Source organism: Pseudomonas sp. Z3-8 (assembly GCF_051131975.1).
Lineage (GTDB): Bacteria > Pseudomonadota > Gammaproteobacteria > Pseudomonadales > Pseudomonadaceae > Aquipseudomonas.
The window spans coordinates 1647871-1667525 of the sequence record NZ_CP071643.1 but is presented as its reverse complement, the minus strand read 5'-3'; the positions used below and the strand labels follow the sequence as shown (position 1 = coordinate 1667525).

The following is a 19655-nucleotide window of genomic DNA, read 5'->3' as shown; positions in this document are numbered from 1 at the left end:
CTGACACCCCGCTTTCGCGAGCAGGCTCGCTCCCACACGGGTATCCGGTGTTTTTTATAACAAGGATCAGATCATGCGTGCACTGGCTGCATTGAGCCGCTTCGTCGGCAATACGTTCGCTTACTGGGTGTTGCTGTTCGCCGTCGTGGCGTTCTTTCTGCCGACCTGGTTCATCGGTCTCAAAAGCGCCATTGTGCCGCTGCTGGGCCTGGTGATGTTCGGCATGGGCCTGGCACTGAAGCTGGAAGACTTTGCCGAAGTGGCTCGTCGCCCTGGACGGGTGGCCCTGGGGGTGATTGCCCAGTTCGTGATCATGCCGGGGACAGCATGGCTGCTTTGCCAGATATTCAGCCTGCCGCCCGAAATCGCCGTCGGCGTGATTCTGGTGGGTTGCTGCCCGAGCGGCACGTCCTCCAACGTGATGACCTGGCTCGCCCGCGGCGACCTGGCCCTGGCCGTAGCGATATCCGCCATCACAACCCTGCTTGCCCCGCTGCTGACCCCGACGCTGATATGGCTGCTGGCCTCGGCCTGGCTACCGGTATCGTTCTCGGCATTGTTCTGGTCGATACTGCAAATTGTCTTGCTGCCCATTGCACTGGGTATCGTTGCCCAACGTTTGTTGGGTGCGCGGGTCCGTCATGCCGTAGAGGTGCTGCCGCTGGTATCGGTGGTCAGTATCGTGATCATCGTTGCGGCGGTGGTGGCAGCCAGCCAAGCGAAGATCGCTGAGTCCGGCCTGCTGATCATGGCGATCGTGATCCTGCATAACAGCTTCGGCTACCTGTTGGGGTATTTCACCGGTCGCCTTTTCGGGTTGCCGTTGGCCCAACGCAAGACATTGTCGCTGGAAGTCGGCATGCAGAACTCCGGCCTCGGTGCGGCATTGGCCAGCGCACACTTTTCGCCGCTGGCGGCAGTGCCCAGCGCGCTGTTCAGCGTCTGGCACAACATTTCCGGCGCCCTGCTCTCGACCTGGTTCCGGCGCATGAGCGAAGAACAGGACCGCGAAGAGCTCGCCCGACAAACCGCGGACTGACCGAAGGACTTGACCGAATAGTCAGCATTGGGCACTCTTGCGCCCAATGCGGGGACGACCCCGCAACGCCATGAAGTTTTTATCCGGGGACGACCCCATCCATCGATGAGGTGTGTGATGTCCTGGATCATTCTGTTTTTCGCCGGCCTGTTCGAAGTCGGCTGGGCTGTCGGCCTGAAGTACACCGACGGCTTCAGCCGCCCGCTCCCTACCGCACTGACAATCGCCGCCATGGCGATCAGCCTCGGCCTGCTTGGCCTGGCGATGAAGGAGTTGCCGCTGGGCACAGCCTATGCCATCTGGACCGGGGTCGGTGCCGTCGGCACGGTGATCGCCGGGATCATCCTGTTTGGCGAGTCGATGGCGCTGATTCGCCTAGCCAGCGTTGCGCTGATCATAGCCGGGCTGGTCGGGCTCAAGGTCAGCGCTTAAGCCACTACACCTTCGCGAGCAGGCTCGCTCCCACATTAGATCAAATGCCTTTGTGGGAGCGAGCTTGCTCGCGATTGCGGTCTGTCAGCAACATCAATGTCGACAGGTATATGGCCATCGCGAGCAAGCTCGCTCCCACAGGTTTTTGGTTTATCTGACCGCCCCGCGCAACTCTCCGACCAACGCCTGCAACTTCGCCGGCTCCGCCGCCTCGACCGCCACCGCCGTCCCCGCCACCAGCGTCACCCGCGACCAGAACCGCCGAAACAGCCCCTTGCTCGGATCACGGCTGAAAAAGCTGCCCCACAAGCCCTGCAATGCCAAGGGAATCACCGGCACCGGGGTTTCCTGCAGGATGCGCGTCAGCCCGCTCTTGAACTCGTTGATCTCACCGTCGGCGGTCAACTTTCCTTCAGGGAAGATGCACACCAGCTCACCGTCCTTCAGGTACTGGGCGATGCGGCTGAAGGCCTTTTCATAGATGTGGATATCTTCCTGACGCCCGGCAATCGGAATGGTCCCGGCGGTACGGAAGATGAAGTTCAGGATCGGCAGGTTGTAGATCTTGTAGTACATCACAAAACGAATCGGCCGACGCACCGCGCCACCAATCAGCAAGGCATCGACAAACGATACGTGATTGCACACCAGCAACGCTGCGCCCTCATCCGGGATCGCTTGCAGGTTGCGATGCTCCACGCGGTACATGGAATGGCTGAGCAGCCAGATCATGAAACGCATGCTGAACTCGGGGACGATCTTGAAAATGTAGGCGTTGACGCCGATGTTCAGCAGCGACACCACCAGGAACAGCTGCGGGATCGACAGCTTGGCCAGGCTCAGCAGGACGATGGAAACGATCGCCGAGACCACCATGAACAAGGCGTTGAGAATGTTGTTGGCGGCGATCACTCGCGCCCGCTCGTTTTCAACGGTGCGCGACTGGATCAATGCATACAGCGGCACGATGTAGAAACCGCCAAAGATACCCAGCCCGAGGATATCGATCAGCACCAGCCAGGCGTGGCCGAAGCCCAGGATTTGCAGCCAGCCATGGCCGTCGACGCTGGCGGGGATTCCACCGGAATGCCACCACAACAGCAAGCCGAACACCGTCAGCCCGAACGAACCGAACGGCACCAGGCCGATCTCCACTTTGCGCCCCGAGAGCCTTTCGCAGAGCATCGAGCCCAGGGCGATCCCCACCGAAAACACCGTCAGGATCAGCGTTACGACGGTTTCGTCGCCGTGCATCCATTCCTTGGCATAGGCCGGGATCTGGGTGAGATAGATCGCGCCGACAAACCAGAACCAGGAATTGCCGACAATCGAGCGGGACACCGCCGGGGTCTGCCCGAGGCCCAGCTTCAGGGTCGCCCAGGACTGGCTGAAAATGTTCCAGTTCAAGCGCATCTGCGGCGAGGCTGCCGCCGCCCGCGGAATGCCGCGGCTGGCCAGGTAGCCGGCCACGGCGATGCCGACAATCGCCACCGACACCACGGGCGCGTAATTGGCCGAGGACATCATGATCCCGGCGCCGATGGTGCCGGCAAGGATCGCCAGGAACGTCCCCATCTCCACCAGGCCGTTGCCGCCGACCAGTTCATCCTCGCGCAGGGCTTGCGGCAGGATCGAATACTTCACCGGCCCGAACAGCGCCGAGTGCGTGCCCATGGCGAACAGCGCCACCAGCATCAGCCACAGATGATCGAACAGGAACCCCACCGCGCCGACCGCCATGATCGCGATTTCGCCAAGCTTGATCAGGCGAATCAACGCATCCTTGGCGAACTTTTCGCCGAACTGGCCCGCCAGCGCCGAGAACAGGAAGAACGGCAGGATGAACAGCAGTGCGCACAGATTGACCCAGATCGAGCGATCACCCTCGATGGTCAATTTATAGAGGATGGCAAGGATCAGCGACTGCTTGAAGATATTGTCGTTGAACGCGCCGAGGGACTGCGTGATGAAGAACGGCAGGAAACGCCGCGTGCGAAGCAAGGTGAACTGCGAGGGGTGACTCATCTTCCATGTTCCTGAGTGGCTTGGACGCTTATTGGAATGACGCTTTTTCGATCCAGGCCACACATTACCTGTCTTTGACGATTATTTCCCCAGCCCCGCAATACAAGGCGACACGAACAACTCACCGTGCCAGGCGCCCAGCACCGTGCGCCGGGCGACGATCAGCCACATCACCGCCAGCATCACCACCAATGCGCAACCCAGCAGGTTGAAAAATACCAGCCCCAGCACGCTCGCCAGTTTCAGCGTGGTCAGTGCGTACACGCCCAAGGGAAAGGTGAAACCCCACCAGCCGAGATTGAACGGGATGCCTTCGCGCAGATAGCGCCCGGTGATCAACAGCGCCATCAACATCCACCACAAACCCAAGCCCCACAGGGTGATGCCGGCCACCAGCCCCAGCCCCGAGGCAACCTCGCCCACGCCCGGCAAGCCATTGGCAGCGAAAATCATCGGGGCCTCGCCCCCCAGCAGCAACATGCCCAGGGCGCCCGTGCCGATAGGGCCCAGGGCCAGCCAGCTCGAAGCGGCCATGTTTTCATGCGGCAGTTTGTGCAGGGCCATGCGCAGCAGCAGGATGGTCAGAATGCTGAACGCCACCGGTAGCGAAAATGCCCACAACACATAGCTAATGACCAACGTGACCAGTTGCGCATGGGCGTCGCCAAGGTGTGGCGCCAACAGCCCGCCACTGGCAGCGGCAACCTCGGCGGCCACCACGGGCAGCAGCCACACGGCGGTCATCTGGTCGATGCGGTGCTCCTGGCGGGTGAACATCAGGAACGGAATCAGCACGCCGCAGGCCAGCGACATCACCACGTCGATCCACCACAACACTTCTGCCACCGCCACCGCGCCATTCCCCCAGCGCGGCAACCCGAACACCAGAAAGCCGTTGATGATCGTCGCCAGGCCCATGGGAATGGTGCCGAAAAACATCGAGACCGTTGAATGGCCGAAAACTCGCCGGGCCTCGTTGAAAAAAAGCATCCAGCGAGCGCTGTACAGCCCGGTGAACAGAGCAAACAGGAATATGTTGAACAACCACAGCCCTTCAGCAAATGCGTGCAATCCGGCATTGCCGCCTGGCACTTGCGCCAGGGCCAATGCCAGCACGCCGGTCCCCATGGTGGCGGCGAACCAGTTCGGGGTGAATTGTCGGACGACCTCCAAGGGTCCGGCCAAGTGGCTCAGCGGGCGTAAACGGTTTTTCGCAGCGCAGCAAGTCATGGTCAATCCTCGTTATCGGATGAGGTAAAGCCATGCTAGAACTGAAAAGAATATCTATATAACGGGTAATTTCTCTATATCTATTCTGTTTTACAGATAAACCCTCACGATCCCACCCCCTCCGCCAGCGGTTGCGCAGGCTGGCGCAGCAAGCCCGCCAGCGCACCGACTGCCATCACAATCAGCACGGCGCCGTAGCCATCGGTGGTCGGGATCAGCCCGAAAATACGCGTGAGGTTTCCCGCCAGCAACGAAGGCAGGCTGAAGGCCAGGTAACTGAGCACGTAGAACGCCGACATCAGGCCGGCCCGTTCGTGGGGCAAGGCCAGCGGCATGAGGCTGCGCAGGGCGCCGAGGAATCCCGCGCCAAAACCGCTGCCAGTGATCAAGGTGCCAATGAAAAACCACGGCAGACTGGCCGTGTGTACGGCCGTCAATACCAGGCCCAGGCCGAGCACCAATAGACCGGCGCCAAGCCGCAGCATCGTTCTTGCCGCCCGGTTACGCAGCGTGTAGATCGACAAGGCACCACTGAGGGTGAGCACAGCCACCAGCGCGCCGCCAATCAGGTTCGATGTCGAGCCGGTCGCGGCCCGCACCAGTGATGGCGCGAGGGACAAATAGAATCCGCCGACCGCCCAAGCCGCCAGGTCCAGAGGCAATATCAGCCACAAGGCGCGCCGGGCCTGGACAGGTACATGCAAAGTCGGGCGCAACGATCGCCAGGCCCCGGGCTGCGGGCTGACGCTTTCCGCCAGGCGCCACAGGTAAATCGCCTGGAGGAGAAACAATGCCAGCAGCAGCCAATACGTCAATTGCAGCGGCATCGGCGCGAACTCAGCCAGCAGGCCGCAGCCCATCGCGCCACACGCCATGCCGAGCAATGGCGCCACGCTGGTGATCAGCGGCCCCTGCTGACGATCGAAGTCCAGCAACGCCGCCCCCAATACACTGGTGGCCATTCCGGTGGCAAAACCCTGAATCAAACGCGCACCGATCAACCAGGCGACGCTGTCGGCGTTGATAAACAGTAGCATCGCCAGCATGTTGAGCAGCAATGCCGCAAAGATCACCGGCTTGCGGCCGAGGTAATCCGACAGCGAACCGACGACCAGCAAAGCCGCCAGCAGACTGAACGCGTACACGCCGAAGATCAGTGTCAGGATCGCCGGGGAAAACTGCATATGTTCCTGGTAGAGGTGGTACAACGGCGTCGGCGCGCTGGACGCCGCCAGGAAGCCGAGCAAGGTGAGCGCCAGAAATATCAGGCTGGCGCGGGTCGAAGCTGGACGAGACATGGGCACGCTCCACAAGGCATTCGCAAAAGCTAATTTTTTGCTTTTGCGGAGTGTGCTACCGGCATGCGCTTAAAGCAAATTCTTTGTGTTAAGGTCCGATTCATGGCTATTAAAGAAGGTTTACGCCCCGGCGGCAGAAGCGCCCGGGTCCAGGAGTCGATTCATTCGGCCGTTCGCGCGTTATTGCAGGAGCAGGATCGCGCCAGCCTGACCGTGCCGCAAATCGCCGCGCGCGCCGGGGTGACGCCGTCCACCATTTATCGGCGCTGGGGCGACTTGCAAGCGTTGCTGGCGGATGTCGCCATCGCACGCATGCGCCCGGACGGCGAGCCGGCCAATACCGGCAGCCTGCGCGGCGACTTGCGCGCCTGGGCCGAGCAGTACCTGGACGAAATGAGTTCCGAGCCCGGCCGCAACATGATGCGCGACATCCAGGCCTGCGCCACGCCGGGCTATTGCGTGGGCATCATCAGCGGTCAGTTACAGATCATCCTGGACCGCTATCCCGATGAGCCAAATCCGGGCATCGAGCGGCTGGTGAATGTGATCGTGGCGCCGACGGTGTTTCGTATCCTCTTTGCCACTGCGCCGTTGGAGGTTGAGGAGTTGTATCGGTTGGTTGACATAGCGTTGGGTCAGTGAAACCGCCATCGCGAGCAAGCTCGCTCCCACATTGGAGCTGCGGCGTACACAAATATTGCCTTCAATGGGAACCAGTGTGGGAGCGAGCTTGCTCGCGATGAGGCCGGCAACAGCGCCACAAAACAGAAGCGATCACCCCACCCGCGACACCCCGCCACGCCCCGACCTTGGTCGACACTGACGAACCCGAGCGGGCATGCGAGACTGTCGTGCCGGGCCCGAGCCCGGGGATATTTGTCCGGGAGTTTCCATGTCGCTGTCCAGCGGGCTGATTGCCGTTGTCGCCCTGGCCTATATGGCCATCATGTTTGCCATCGCCTTCTACGGCGACCGACGCAGCACGCCGTTGCCGCCGCGCGTGCGGGCCTGGGTCTACAGCCTGTCGCTGGCGGTCTATTGCACCAGCTGGACCTTCTTTGGCGCCGTGGGCCAGGCCGCCGAACAGCTCTGGTCGTTCCTGCCGATTTACCTCGGGCCGATCCTGCTGCTGGTGTTCGCACCGTGGGTCCTGCAGAAAATGGTGATGATCAGCAAGCAGGAGAACATCACCTCCATCGCCGACTTCATCGCCGCCCGCTACGGCAAGTCGCAGTCCCTGGCGATTGTGGTCGCCCTGATCTGCCTGGTCGGCGTGCTGCCCTACATCGCCTTGCAGCTCAAGGGCATCGTGCTCGGCGTGAACCTGCTGATCGGCGCCGGCGCCGACGCCATGGGCACCCGGGCCCAGGACACCGCCCTGATCGTCTCGCTGATCCTGGCGCTGTTCACCATCGTCTTCGGTACCCGCAACCTGGACGCCACCGAGCACCATCGCGGCATGGTCCTGGCGATTGCCTTCGAGTCGCTGGTCAAGCTGTTCGCCTTCCTGGCCGTCGGCGCGTTCGTCACGTTTGGCCTCTATGACGGTTTTGATGACCTGTTCAACCAGGCGATGCTGGCGCCCCGCCTGGAGCAATACTGGAAGGAAACCATCAACTGGCCGTCCATGGTCGTGCAAACCGGCGTGGCGATGATGGCGATCATCTGCCTGCCCCGGCAATTCCATGTGACCGTGGTCGAGAACATCGACCCGCAGGACCTGCGCCTGGCCAAGTGGGTGTTTCCCGCGTACCTGGCGCTGGCCGCGCTGTTCGTGGTGCCGATCGCCCTGGCCGGGCAGATGATGTTGCCCAGTTCGGTGCTGCCGGATTCGTTCGTCATCAGCCTGCCGCTGGCCCAGGCCCACCCGGCCCTGGCGGTGCTGGCGTTCATCGGCGGCGCGTCGGCCGCCACCGGCATGGTGATCGTGGCGAGTGTCGCCCTGTCGACCATGGTCTCCAACGACATGCTGCTGCCCTGGCTGTTGCGCCGCAACAACGCCGAGCGGCCCTTCGAGGTGTTCCGCCAGTGGATGCTGTCGGTACGCCGGGTGAGCATCGTCGTGATCCTGCTGCTGGCTTACGTCAGTTACCGGCTGCTGGGGTCGACGGCGAGCCTGGCGACCATCGGCCAGATCGCTTTCGCCGCCGTGACTCAGCTGGCGCCCGCGATGCTCGGCGCGCTGTACTGGAAACAGGCGAACCGACGCGGCGTGTTCGCCGGTCTCGCCACGGGAATTTTCCTCTGGTTTTATACGCTGGTGCTGCCGATCGCCGCCCACAGCCTGGGCTGGTCACTGAGCAGTTTTCCCGGCCTTGCCTGGCTGCACGGCAACCCGCTGGACCTGCCGATTACTCCGCTGACGCAAGGGGTGGTTTTGTCCCTGGCCGGCAATTTCATCCTGTTCGCCTGGGTCTCGGTGTTGTCCCGCACCCGCGTGTCGGAGCACTGGCAGGCCGGGCGCTTCATCGGCCAGGAAATCAGCGCCCGCCCCAACCCTCGTTCGATGCTCGCGGTGCAGATCGACGATCTGCTGCAACTGGCCGCCCGGTTCGTCGGCGAAGAGCGCGCGCGGCAGAGCTTCATCCGTTTCGCCTACCGCCAGGGCAAAGGTTTCAACCCGAGCCAGAACGCCGACAGCGAGTGGATCGCCCACACTGAGCGCCTGCTGGCCGGTGTGCTGGGGGCCTCTTCGACGCGGGCGGTGGTGAAGGCGGCAATTGAAGGGCGGGAGATGCAACTGGAGGACGTCGTGCGGATCGCCGACGAAGCGTCCGAGGTGCTGCAGTTCAATCGCGCGCTCCTGCAAGGCGCCATCGAAAACATCACCCAGGGCATCAGCGTGGTCGACCAGTCCCTCAGGCTGGTGGCCTGGAACCGTCGCTACCTGGAGCTGTTCAATTACCCCGACGGCCTGATCAGCGTCGGCCGGCCGATCGCCGACATCATCCGCTACAACGCCGAACGCGGCCTCTGCGGCCCCGGCGAGGCCGAGGTCCACGTTGCCCGGCGCCTGCACTGGATGCGCCAGGGCCGCGCGCATACCTCGGAACGGCTGTTCCCCAACGGCCGGGTGATCGAGCTGATCGGCAACCCGATGCCCGGCGGCGGCTTTGTCATGAGCTTCACTGACATCACCGCGTTCCGCGAAGCCGCCCAAGCCTTGACCGAGGCCAACGAAGGGCTGGAGCAACGGGTGGCCGAGCGCACCCGGGAACTGTCGCAGCTGAACCTGGCGCTGACCGAGGCCAAGAGCACCGCAGAAGCCGCCTATCAGTCCAAGACCCGCTTCCTTGCCGCCGTCAGCCATGACCTGATGCAACCCCTGAATGCCGCGCGGCTGTTCTCCGCCGCGCTGTCCCACCAGCATGACAGCCTGCCCGGCGAAGCCCGGCAACTGGTGCAGCACCTGGACAGCTCGCTGCGTTCGGCGGAGGACCTGATCACCGACCTGCTGGACATCTCCCGCCTGGAGAACGGCAAGATCAACCCCGATCGCAAGCCCTTCGTGCTCAACGACCTGTTCGATACCCTGGGCGCCGAATTCACCGTGCTGGCCCAGGAGCAAGGACTCAAGTTCCGCGTGCGTGGCTCGCGCCTGCGGGTCGACAGCGACATCAAGCTACTCCGGCGGATCTTGCAGAACTTCCTTACCAATGCCTTCCGCTACGCCAAAGGTCCCGTGCTGCTGGGCGTTCGCCGCCGCCAGGGCGAGCTGTGCCTGGAGGTCTGGGATCGCGGCCCCGGCATTGCCGAAGACAAACAGCAGGTCATTTTCGAAGAGTTCAAGCGCCTCGACAGCCATCAGACCCGCGCCGAAAAAGGTCTTGGCCTGGGCCTGGCGATCGCCGATGGCCTGTGCCGCGTGCTTGACCACCGGTTGCGCGTGCGTTCCTGGCTGGGGCGCGGCAGCGTGTTCAGTGTGAGCGTGCCGTTGGCCAGCACCCAGGCCGTTGCTCCCAGTGCCGCGCCCGAACCCAACGGCCAATTGCCGAGCGGGGCCCAGGTGCTGTGTGTGGACAATGAAGACAGCATCCTGATCGGCATGAGCAGTTTGCTGACGCGTTGGGGGTGCCAGGTCTGGACCGCGCGCAACCGCGAAGAGTGCGAGCGCTGGCTCGCCCAGGGCGGGCGGCCGCAACTGGCCCTGGTGGATTTTCATCTGGACGACGGCGAGACGGGCACCGAGCTGATGGCCTGGCTGCGCACGCGCCTGGGCGAGCCGGTGCCGGGGGTGGTGATCAGCGCCGACGGCCGGCCGGAGACGGTGGCGCAAGTGCACGCGGCGGGGTTGGACTACCTGGCCAAACCGGTGAAGCCGGCGGCGTTGCGGGCGTTGTTGAGTCGGCATTTGCCGTTGTGATCAAGAGGGCACGGTCTCCCGTGGCGAGGGAGCTTGCTCCCGCTTGAGTGCGCAGCACTCATAAAAGAGGGGCCGCTGCGCAGCCCAGCGGGAGCAAGCTCCCTCGCCACGGGGGTTCGCTTTCAGGCCTGGAGTTCAACTTCAGCCTTGGGTGTCCGTGCTGGGTTCTTCCGCCACCTCAGGCAACCCATCCACATCCGCCATCGCGCGCTCCAGCAGCTCCGTCGGCAAGCTCTTGCTCGCCCGGGCGCCGAGCAGTTTCAGTTGTTCGCTGCGGCTGACCAGGTTGCCGCGCCCTTCCGTCAGCTTGTTGCGCGCGGCGCTGTAGGCTTTGTCCAGTTGCTGCAGGCGATTGCCGATTTCATCGAGGTCCTGGATGAACAGAACGAACTTGTCGTACAGCCATCCGGCACGTTCGGCAATTTCCCGGGCGTTCTGGCTCTGGCGCTCCTGTTTCCACAAGCTGTCGATGACCCGCAATGTCGCCAGCAGCGTCGTCGGGCTGACGATCACGATGTTGCGGTCAAAGGCTTCCTGGAACAGGGTCGGCTCGGCTTGCAGCGCGGCGGAAAACGCGGCCTCGATCGGCACGAACAGCAACACGAAATCCAGGCTGTGCAAACCGTCCAGGCGCTTGTAGTCCTTGCCGGCCAAGCCCTTGACGTGGGCTCGCAACGACACGACATGCTGCTTGAGCGCGAGCTGGCCGATGGCGTCATCTTCGGCGGCGACGTATTGCTGGTAAGCCGTGAGGCTGACCTTCGAATCGACTACTACCTGTTTATCGCCGGGCAGGTAAATCAACACGTCCGGCTGGAAACGCTCACCGTCCGGGCCCTTGAGGCTGACCTGCGTCTGGTATTCGCGGCCCTTCTCCAGGCCTGCGTGTTCGAGCACCCGCTCGAGGATCAGTTCGCCCCAGTTGCCCTGGGTTTTCTGCCCCTTGAGGGCGCGGGTAAGGTTGGTGGCTTCATCGCTCAGGCGCAGGTTCAGTTGCTGCAAGCGCTCAAGCTCCTTGCCCAAGGAAAACCGCTCGCGAGCCTCGGCCTGATAGCTTTCCTCGACGCGTTTCTCGAACGACTGGATGCGCTCCTTCAGCGGATCGAGCAGTTGTCCCAGGCGCTGCTGGCTGGTTTCGGCGAAGCGCTGTTCACGTTCGTCGAAGATTTTTCCGGCCAGCTCGGCGAACTGCGCCCGCAACTCGTCGCGCGAACCTTGCAGGTCGTTGAGGCGCTGCTGATGGCTTTCCTGCTGCTCGCGCAATTCGGCGCGCAACGAAGCCGCCTGGGCATCGAGCCGCCGCAGTTCCGCTTCCTTGTTGGCCCGTTCGAGATTCCAGGCGTGGGCCGCGTCCCGAGCATTGTCGCGCTCGATCTGCAGCAATTCGACTTCGCGACTGGCCGCCGCGAGCTCGGCCTGTTTGGCGGCATTGGCCTGGCTCAGGTCACTGATTTCGTCGCGGCAGGCATCCAGCTGGGCGTTCAACCCGTCGTGGGCCATGTGCGCGGTCGCCAGGCGTTCTTCCAGCAGGGCGAGTTCGGTCTGCGCCGCGCTGGCCTGGCGTTGCAGATGCCAGGCCAGGGCCAGCAACGGCAGCGCAGCGCCCGCAAGACCAAGCAACAGGCTGGTCAAATCCATAGCCATGACAATTTCCGCGGATGAAATAAAGCCCGAAGGTTAACCAAGCAACCCGGCGTTGCCCAGCTCAGTCTTCGATTTCACCCAGCGCCTGGCGAGCGCGGTGATCGCCGGCCCGGGCAGCCTGGCGCAGCAGGTCCTGGCCGATGCGCCGGTCGCGAGCGTTACCGCATTCGCGGCACATCAGCTGGCCGAGACGGCTTTGGGCGGCCACCACGCCTTCACGGGCCGGTTGCTTGAGCAGGCGGCCGGCCAGGTGCTTGACGCTGGGGCTGTCGCCCAGGCGCGGGCTGTCGAGTAACCATTCGGCCACGCGCATCGAGATACGCTTGGGTGGGGTAACACCCTGGGGTGTGGAGGTAACAGGATTTGATACTGAGCGGAACTTCATAACGCACTACGGTGACAGGTCAGAAGGCGCGCCACTCTACTCCTTTTTTCGTACGGGTAAAGTCGAAAAAAACCGGCACGCCCGTCCTAGAGCAAGCGGTTGGGACAATCCACAGAAGCTGTGGATAACTCAGTGGACAACCTACCCGGAACTCGCCGCAAGCCCTGTGGAACGGGGCCTGCGCTCAAACTGACGATTTTTTCACCAGCTAAAAAAAGCGATGTTTTTCATTGACTTAAATTTTGGATACAGGCACCCACCTCAGAATGTTCCTACATGACAGTTCGGTGACAAGCCTCGTCGCAAGTGTGCACAAGTAACACGCGAACGGTTATATCGCCGCGCTTTTTGAGGCATTCGCAGAGGTGGCACCTGGGGATAACCCGGGAGAGTGCCTTGGCTGATCGCCCGGGCTCGCCAGCCACGTAAGGCATAGCGCGGCGTCCCACTGGTCGGATTTGAATATTTATTGATCACTGGCCTTCCCTTCGCGGATTCGATCCGTTAGTATCCGCTGCGTTAGTACCAAGCTGAAAGTCAATTCCGGGTCGAACACATCTCCACGGTCAGCCACCCTCAAGGGCAGCCCCACCGATAAAAAGAGACCGACCCCCTCGATGGTTTCCAGGTAAATCCTGCGTCAGCACTGCCTTTGATCGAATGCAAACTTGATCGAACGAAAAGAGTGCCTGCCAGGCCCGTTACTCTGACCGAACCAACCTGCAAAATTGATCAGGATCTTCACCCCGGGCCCAGAACCTTTGCCCTTGATGTGTTGCCTGCCCTCCTAAGTACCTACCTGCCAGCCCAAGCGCGCCTTTTTATAGCGCTCAAACTGGCTGCTTTGTTCCAGTCGGGTTCTTCGTTCGACCAATGGTGGTCGACGTTACTGGAACGTTTTAACGCGGCACGGTTCTTAACCGTGTCATTTGCAGGAACACCCATAACATGTCTACTCAAATCCATACCCAGGATGCCATCCGCACCCTGACCAACGCTTTTGCACCAATGAACTGCCTGATCATGGCCGCTCGCAAAGGCTGCTTCAGCTTCACGCTGGTAAACGAACACGGCATCGCCCGTCATAGCGAACGCCTGTATCCCGACCAGTACTCCAGCGCAGAACCGCTGCAGGCCGTGATCGAGCGTACCCGCCAGGCACTGGTTGCCTGAGACGCCCGGAAGCTGAAACCGAAGACCCCGCCCCGAAAAGCGGGGTTTTTTATTGCCTGGCATTTCTCGATAAAGCGCAACGGCTTAAGTACAAAGCGCTATAACCGTCATAACCGTTCGATGAAGATGGTTTAAAAACAGTCCTTTACAGCAGAGATATGACACTACACTTCAAGTCAAGCGGCCTGATCCGCTTCGGCGAAGCCTGAACCGATCCACTGCTGCCAAGGCCACATCTTCAGGCTTCGCCCCTTTTCCGTCTCGAGGGTTTTATGGGTATCGCTGCCAGCGAACTGTGTCGATACGTGATCCGTCCGACGCTCCTCTACCTGGGGAGTCACAGCAAGGCGGCGGAGACCTTGCTGCTGGGCATTGCCGCCAGCCAGTCCGGGCTTGGCGCGGCGTTGCACGATCGGCGCGGGCACGGCCTGTACCGCATCACCGAACCTCGCCACCGAGCCTTATGGGACGACTATCTGGCGCTGGACCCGGAGCGGGCCAGCCTGGTACGCGGCCTGGCGAGCCAGCATGCGTTCCTGAGCGGTCCCCATCTGGAACTGACCGTCAACCTGCGCTACGCCACGGCCATCGCCTGGCTGCTGGTGGAGGAACAGGCCACACCGCTGCCCGAGGCCGGCGACCTGTTGGGCATGGCGCGGATCTGGCGGCAGACTTTTCACCCCCAGGGACGCCTGCGAGATTTCACCTGTGCCTGGCAAAACTGTGTTTCGCCACTGAATCAGGTCGCTTGCTGAATGGAAAATCAGAAAGTTCCTACAACTTCAGTGAATTTGGTCGGATTGTCCTACAAAACCCCTCTAAATCAAGCCATACAAGCTATAGCGCTTGAAGGAAAATGTTGGTAATTTTCGCGTCGGTGATCACCTGGAGTTCTAACAATGAAAAAAATGATGCTCAAAACCACCCTTGGCCTTGCCGTTACCTTGGCATCCACCCAACTCTTTGCCAGTGGTTTTGCCCTGAACGAACAAAGCATCAGTGGCATGGGCACTGGCTTCGCGGGTCGTTCTTCTTCTGCCGATGATGCAAGCACCGTGTTTGGCAACCCTGCCGGTATGTCGCGCCTCAAGCGCGAGCAAGTGACCGGCGGCTTCGCCGTGATCGACGCGTCCACTGATATCAACGATGCCAGCGGTACCCGCTCCGGCACCAACGACGGCGACATGGTTCCGTTCACCGGCGTTCCGATGGGCTACTACGTCAAGCCTATCGATGACAAATGGGCATTCGGCCTGGGTGTCTACGCCCCGTTCGGCCTGATCACCGATTATGAAAACAGCTTTCAGGGCCGCAACTTCGGCAGCAAGAGCGAAGTGAAGGTCGTGACTTTCCAGCCAACCATCAGCTATGCCTTCAACGACAAGGTATCGATCGGTTTCGGCCCGACCATCAACCGTATCTCCGGTTCGCTGGAATCGGCACTGACCACACCGTTCTCGCCTAACGACGGCAACGTCAAGATCAAGGGCGATGACATCGGCTACGGCTACAACATCGGCTTGATGGTCCAGGCTACCGACAGCACCCGTGTCGGCCTGACCTACCACTCCAAGGTCAAGTACAAGCTCGAAGGCCACACCGAAGTGAGCCCGGGTGCCGGTACGCCGGGCTTCCTGTTGAGCCGTGCACGTTATGACGCTTCGCTGGACATCACCACGCCTGAATCGGTGGACTTCTCGGTTACCCAGGAAATCAATGACGCCTGGACCGTCTATGCAGGCAGCACCTGGACCCGCTGGAGCCGCCTGAAGGACATCACCGTCGATAACGACCTGACTGGCGGCGGTGCCCTGAACCCAGCCCTCTTCGGTACCATCACCGAAGAACAGAACTGGCACGACACCTGGGCCTACGCCATCGGTACGTCCTATCAGTTGAACAAACAGTGGGTACTGCGCACCGGCCTGACCTTCGACCAGTCGCCTGCCAACAACGAAGACCGCTCGCCACGCATCCCTACCGGCGACCGGACCATCTTCAGCCTGGGCGCCGGCTGGAGCCCGACCGACGACCTGACCATCGACGTGGCCTACTCCTACCTCAAGGAAGAAAAAGTCAACGTCAACCGCAGCAACGCGCTGGGCCAGGCCTACAACGCTGAATACGAAAACAGCGCCAACGGTTTTGGTGTCGGTGCCACTTACCGCTTCTGATGATTCACGGCGAAGCTGAACACTTCGCCAGCTGAAGCGAAAAAAAGCCCCGCGCTCTGCAAAGAGGCGGGGCTTTTTTGTGGCTGGCGGTCAGGGTTTCGAAGCGATGGCCGTTTCCACTGCCTTGATGAAGTCAGGATCGTCGGGTTTGATCCGGCTGGAAAAACTGCCGACCACCCTGCCCTGGCGATCTACAACGTACTTGTAGAAATTCCATTTCGGCGCGCTGGACTGTTCGGCCAGGTGCCTGAACAAGGGGATCGCGTCCGCGCCGCGCACTGGCTGCGGCTCGGTCATGGTGAAGGTCACGCCGTAGTTGACGTAGCAGACCTTGGCCGTCTCCGCGCCATCCTTGGACTCCTGCTTGAAATCGTCAGAGGGTACGCCCAGCACTTCCAGCCCTTGCCCCTTATAGTGCTGGTTCAGCGCTTCGAGGCCTTTGAACTGCGGTGCAAAACCACAGAAGCTGGCGGTGTTGACCACCACCAGGGGCTTGCCAGCGAAGCGCTGGCACAGGTCGATGGTTTCCTTGGCCCGCAGCTTGGGCAGCGAGCCCTCCAGCAGCGGCGGACAATCAGCCGCCCAAACTTGCCCGGCCGCAGCCAGCAACAGGGTGGGAACAGCAAGCCAGCGCATCAGCATGTCGGATTTTCCTTGAAAGCCTGTCAGACCAGGACGTTACTCCGCCCGCCCGACGCCGTCCATTGTTCAGCAGTTACCCATGCCCAATTGCATCAACGCCAACCCGCCCTGGTGCCAGCCCCACCAGGCGAAGGCCAGCAACAGCGCGGCGCCGGCCGCGACCAACCACGGGCCGACGCGGCTCATGCGGCACCGGCCTGTGCTTGCAGGCGCGCCACCGGACGCTCGCGTACCGGCCAGTTCAATGCCGCCGCCAACAGGCTGAGCAGGATCGACACTTGCCAGATCAGGTCATAGCTGCCGGTGCGGTCGTACACCACCCCGCCCAGCCAGCCCCCCAGGAACGAGCCCAACTGGTGGAACAGGAACACCATCCCACCGAGCATCGAAAGATTTCGCACACCGAACAAGGTCGCGACCGTACCGTTGGTCAACGGCACCGTCGACAGCCACAAAAAGCCCATCGCCATGCCGAAGACATAAGCCGTGGTGGTAGTCACGGGGAGCCAGAGGAACAGGCCGATCACCACCGCCCGCGCCAGATACAAGCCGGTCAGCAACCGCGGCTTGGACATGCGCCCACCCAGCCAGCCGGCCGTGTAGGTACCGAAGATATTGAATAACCCGACCAGCGCCAGCACGGTGGTGCCGACGCTGGCCGGCAGGTGCTGGTCGACCAGGTAGGCCGGCAGGTGCACACCGATGAACACCACCTGAAAACCACAGACAAAAAAGCCCACGGCCAGCAGCCAGAACCCTGAATGACTGCAGGCCTCGCGCAACGCTTCCGACAGCGTCTGCTCATGCCCGGACAGCGGCGCCGGCGCGTCCTTGAGCATGCTCACCAGAGGCACGATCAGCGCCACCAACAAGCCCAGCGCCAGCAACGCGGCGGACCAGCCGAGCCAGCCGATCAGACCCAGCGTGCCCGGCAGCATGGCGAACTGGCCGAACGAGCCGGCGGCGCTGGCGATGCCCATCCCCATGCTGCGTTTTTCCGCTGGCACGGCCCGCCCGACGACGCCAAGGATCACCGAGAACGAGGTGCCGGACAGGCCGATGCCGATCAACAGGCCGGCGCTCAACGACAGCGACCAGGGCGAGTCGGCCATACCCATCAAGACCAGCCCGAGCGCGTATAAAACGCCACCGATCAGCACCACTTTGGCCGCGCCGAAGCGGTCGGCCAGCGCGCCGGTAAACGGCTGCGCCAGGCCCCAGATCAGGTTCTGCAAGGCAATCGCGAAGGCAAACACCTCGCGACCCCAGCCGAAATCCGCGCTCATCGGCGCCAAAAACAGGCCAAAGCCATGTCGCACACCCAGCGATAACGCCAGGATCAGCGCACTGCCCACCAGGACCCAACCACAGGTACGCCACATCGATGTCATGTTGTTCTCCGGTCGCGGGTATATACCCACTTATCAGCGGACGAACCGGCATCACGCCAGTTCATCCAGCAAGGCCAACAGGGTCGCACGCTTTTCCGCGCCCAGCTTGTCGATCAGTTTCTGTTGCGCCGTTTCCCAGGCCGGCTGCGCCGCCGTCAGTCGGGCACGTCCGGCCTCGGTGAGCTCGACGATACGGTTACGCAGATCCTCGCCCTCGGCGAGCTTCACCAGGCCCTCGCCTTCCAGCACCCGCAGGTTGCGCCCCAGCGTGCTGCGGTCCAGGCCCATGGCCTCGGCCAGGGAAGAAATGCTCGGCTGGTCCAGGCGCGCCAGGTTGTTCAGCAAAGAATACTGGGCAACGTTGATCCCGAAGCCGTCGAGGGCGCCGTCGTAGTACCTGCTGACGCCACGGGCGGCACGACGCAGGTTGATGCACAAACATTGAGAGGCAAGCATGGTGCGTGTATATACCCGCGATTAAGTTAACGCAAGTTAATTCAAGGAATGTCACTGCCCCAACACACGGCAAGCAAGTCCCAGCGATATGTCCTACAAGCGGCATGGCCTCGGCCTGACAGCCTTTTCCCAGTGACCTGCTTAAAGTCCGCACCTGTCAATCCTGACAGGTTTCGCCGGGATTGAATCCAGATATAAGGAGGTATCCCCAGTCCTGCCCAGGCCTTGGGGGGCGCCGTGCAAGCGACAGCAGGACAGCACCGCGTCCACGCCATCAATGATGATGAATGGGAGATTCAATCATGTACCAAGCCAGCACTGTTTCAAGTCGTTCGCCAGCAGGCTCTACCCACCTGCGCGGCGCAGAAAGCAACGAAACCCAAGCCGTGCGCCTGACGAACCGGGAGAAAGAATTCCTGCAATGGAGCGAGATCGGCAAGTCTTCCTGGGAAATCGCCAGGATCGTCGACTGCAGCGAAGCCAACGTCAATTACCACTTCAATAACATCCGCCGGAAGTTCGGCGTCAGCTCGCGTCATCTCGCCGGGAAAATCGCCCGGGAGCAAGGCTTGATCTGATGCAGGCCGGGGTTTCGACGGCGGTGTGGATGAAGTAATCCTGTCGAGGTAACAATGCCCCTGAATGCCCTGTACCCGAGTTGCAACACGGCCAGCCCTGAAGCGTGGGGCAATGCACCCATCGCCTACAGGCCTGCGGTTGATCGATCGTTACGCATCATCCTCGCCGACGACCACCCCGTGGTACTCATGGGTATGGAAATGGCGCTGTCGAACCCGGCCTTTTCAGTAGTCGCCAGGGCCTACAACGCCGATGAGCTGATTGAGCACTTGAAATGCACGCCATGCGACCTGGTGATCAGTGACTATTCCATGCCGGACTGCCGATCTCCCGACGGTCTTACTTTGATGGGTTATCTCAAAAGACACTATCCCAACTGCCCCCTGATGGTGATCACAATGTTGCGCAACCCCTCGGTGCTAAGAGCCTTGCTCGACGCCGGCGTGGATGGGTTGTTCGACAAACGCAGCTCGCTGAGCAATCTCAAGCAAGCGGTCCTGAAAATCACCAGGGGGCACCGCCATGCATGCCCTTCGTTCAAGGCCATCCTTGAGGCGCAGCCCTCACCTGTTGCAATATCCAAAGGCCCGTCAACCAAGCTTTCCAACCGGGAGCTGGAAGTGGTGCGTTTGTTTGTCCGGGGTTTGTCGGGCAGGACAATTGCAGCGCAGCTGAACCGCAGCGAGAAAACCATCAGCCGACAAAAGCGCACCGCCATGGACAAGCTGGGGCTTGACCATGACGGTGGGCTGGTGGAGTTTGCGCGGGTCAGCGGATTGATCAACTGAGCCCTCGCTTCTACGACATGACACTGGAAACAGCCC

General features: G+C 61.6%; 17 protein-coding genes. 9 read left to right on the top strand and 8 right to left on the bottom strand.

All coding sequences use genetic code 11. The features are described 5' to 3' along the window. The first annotated feature begins 73 nt into the window (after nt 1–73). Together J3P94_RS07835 and sugE are read left to right on the top strand one after the other, a co-directional pair. Nucleotides 74–1039: a bile acid:sodium symporter family protein gene (locus tag J3P94_RS07835; RefSeq protein ID WP_434572477.1), complete on the top strand. Its 966-nt coding sequence runs from the start codon at nt 74–76 to the stop codon at nt 1037–1039. A gap of 117 nt (nt 1040–1156) precedes the next feature. Beyond that, the gene (sugE, locus tag J3P94_RS07830) at nt 1157–1471 is read left to right on the top strand and encodes a quaternary ammonium compound efflux SMR transporter SugE (protein WP_305499474.1); all 315 of its coding nucleotides are present in this window, start codon (nt 1157–1159) and stop codon (nt 1469–1471) included. A 150-nt stretch (nt 1472–1621) separates the two neighbouring features. On the opposite strand, the gene J3P94_RS07825 is transcribed toward sugE, so the two are convergent. The 3 genes from J3P94_RS07825 to J3P94_RS07815 form a co-directional block, all read right to left on the bottom strand. After that, entirely contained in the window at nt 1622–3496 is a 1875-nt protein-coding gene (locus J3P94_RS07825; RefSeq protein ID WP_434572475.1) for an MFS transporter, read from the bottom strand. A gap of 81 nt (nt 3497–3577) precedes the next feature. Beyond that, the gene (locus tag J3P94_RS07820) at nt 3578–4726 is read right to left on the bottom strand and encodes a TDT family transporter (protein ID WP_434572473.1); all 1149 of its coding nucleotides are present in this window, start codon (nt 4724–4726) and stop codon (nt 3578–3580) included. A gap of 104 nt (nt 4727–4830) precedes the next feature. Next, the gene (locus J3P94_RS07815; protein ID WP_434572471.1) at nt 4831–6024 is read right to left on the bottom strand and encodes an MFS transporter; all 1194 of its coding nucleotides are present in this window, start codon (nt 6022–6024) and stop codon (nt 4831–4833) included. Between the two features lie 102 nt (nt 6025–6126). On the opposite strand from J3P94_RS07815, the gene J3P94_RS07810 reads away from it, so the two are divergent. Continuing rightward, a complete protein-coding gene (locus J3P94_RS07810; RefSeq protein WP_305499468.1) occupies nt 6127–6666 on the top strand; it encodes a TetR/AcrR family transcriptional regulator in 540 nt (179 codons plus the stop codon). A 250-nt stretch (nt 6667–6916) separates the two neighbouring features. After that, nucleotides 6917–10387, top strand: a complete 3471-nt coding sequence (locus J3P94_RS07805; RefSeq protein WP_434572468.1) for a hybrid sensor histidine kinase/response regulator — start codon at nt 6917–6919, stop codon at nt 10385–10387. Nucleotides 10388–10528: 141 nt separating this feature from the next. On the opposite strand, the gene rmuC is transcribed toward J3P94_RS07805, so the two are convergent. Together rmuC and J3P94_RS07795 are read right to left on the bottom strand one after the other, a co-directional pair. Beyond that, nucleotides 10529–11917, bottom strand: a complete 1389-nt coding sequence (gene rmuC, locus J3P94_RS07800; RefSeq protein ID WP_434574127.1) for a DNA recombination protein RmuC — start codon at nt 11915–11917, stop codon at nt 10529–10531. Between the two features lie 175 nt (nt 11918–12092). Beyond that, nucleotides 12093–12416, bottom strand: coding sequence for a sel1 repeat family protein (locus J3P94_RS07795; RefSeq protein ID WP_434572466.1), 324 nt, complete (start codon nt 12414–12416; stop codon nt 12093–12095). A 948-nt stretch (nt 12417–13364) separates the two neighbouring features. Here J3P94_RS07795 and J3P94_RS07790 point away from each other — a divergent pair. From J3P94_RS07790 to J3P94_RS07780, 3 genes are all read left to right on the top strand, one after another. Further along, the gene (locus tag J3P94_RS07790; protein WP_007898912.1) at nt 13365–13589 is read left to right on the top strand and encodes a hypothetical protein; all 225 of its coding nucleotides are present in this window, start codon (nt 13365–13367) and stop codon (nt 13587–13589) included. A gap of 272 nt (nt 13590–13861) precedes the next feature. After that, nucleotides 13862–14344: a hypothetical protein gene (locus tag J3P94_RS07785; protein ID WP_434572464.1), complete on the top strand. Its 483-nt coding sequence runs from the start codon at nt 13862–13864 to the stop codon at nt 14342–14344. A gap of 144 nt (nt 14345–14488) precedes the next feature. Then, nucleotides 14489–15763, top strand: a complete 1275-nt coding sequence (locus tag J3P94_RS07780; protein WP_305499461.1) for an OmpP1/FadL family transporter — start codon at nt 14489–14491, stop codon at nt 15761–15763. Between the two features lie 90 nt (nt 15764–15853). Here J3P94_RS07780 and J3P94_RS07775 read toward each other — a convergent pair whose 3' ends face one another. From J3P94_RS07775 to J3P94_RS07765, 3 genes are all read right to left on the bottom strand, one after another. Beyond that, nucleotides 15854–16405, bottom strand: a complete 552-nt coding sequence (locus tag J3P94_RS07775; RefSeq protein WP_434572462.1) for a glutathione peroxidase — start codon at nt 16403–16405, stop codon at nt 15854–15856. A 182-nt stretch (nt 16406–16587) separates the two neighbouring features. Next, the gene (locus tag J3P94_RS07770) at nt 16588–17787 is read right to left on the bottom strand and encodes an MFS transporter (protein WP_434574125.1); all 1200 of its coding nucleotides are present in this window, start codon (nt 17785–17787) and stop codon (nt 16588–16590) included. Nucleotides 17788–17847: 60 nt separating this feature from the next. Further along, entirely contained in the window at nt 17848–18252 is a 405-nt protein-coding gene (locus tag J3P94_RS07765; protein WP_434572461.1) for a MarR family winged helix-turn-helix transcriptional regulator, read from the bottom strand. Between the two features lie 302 nt (nt 18253–18554). Here J3P94_RS07765 and J3P94_RS07760 point away from each other — a divergent pair, with 302 nt between their 5' ends. Then, nucleotides 18555–18830, top strand: coding sequence for a response regulator transcription factor (locus J3P94_RS07760; RefSeq protein ID WP_434572460.1), 276 nt, complete (start codon nt 18555–18557; stop codon nt 18828–18830). Nucleotides 18831–18884: 54 nt separating this feature from the next. After that, a complete protein-coding gene (locus J3P94_RS07755) occupies nt 18885–19619 on the top strand; it encodes a response regulator (RefSeq protein WP_434572458.1) in 735 nt (244 codons plus the stop codon). Nucleotides 19620–19655 lie beyond the last annotated feature (36 nt).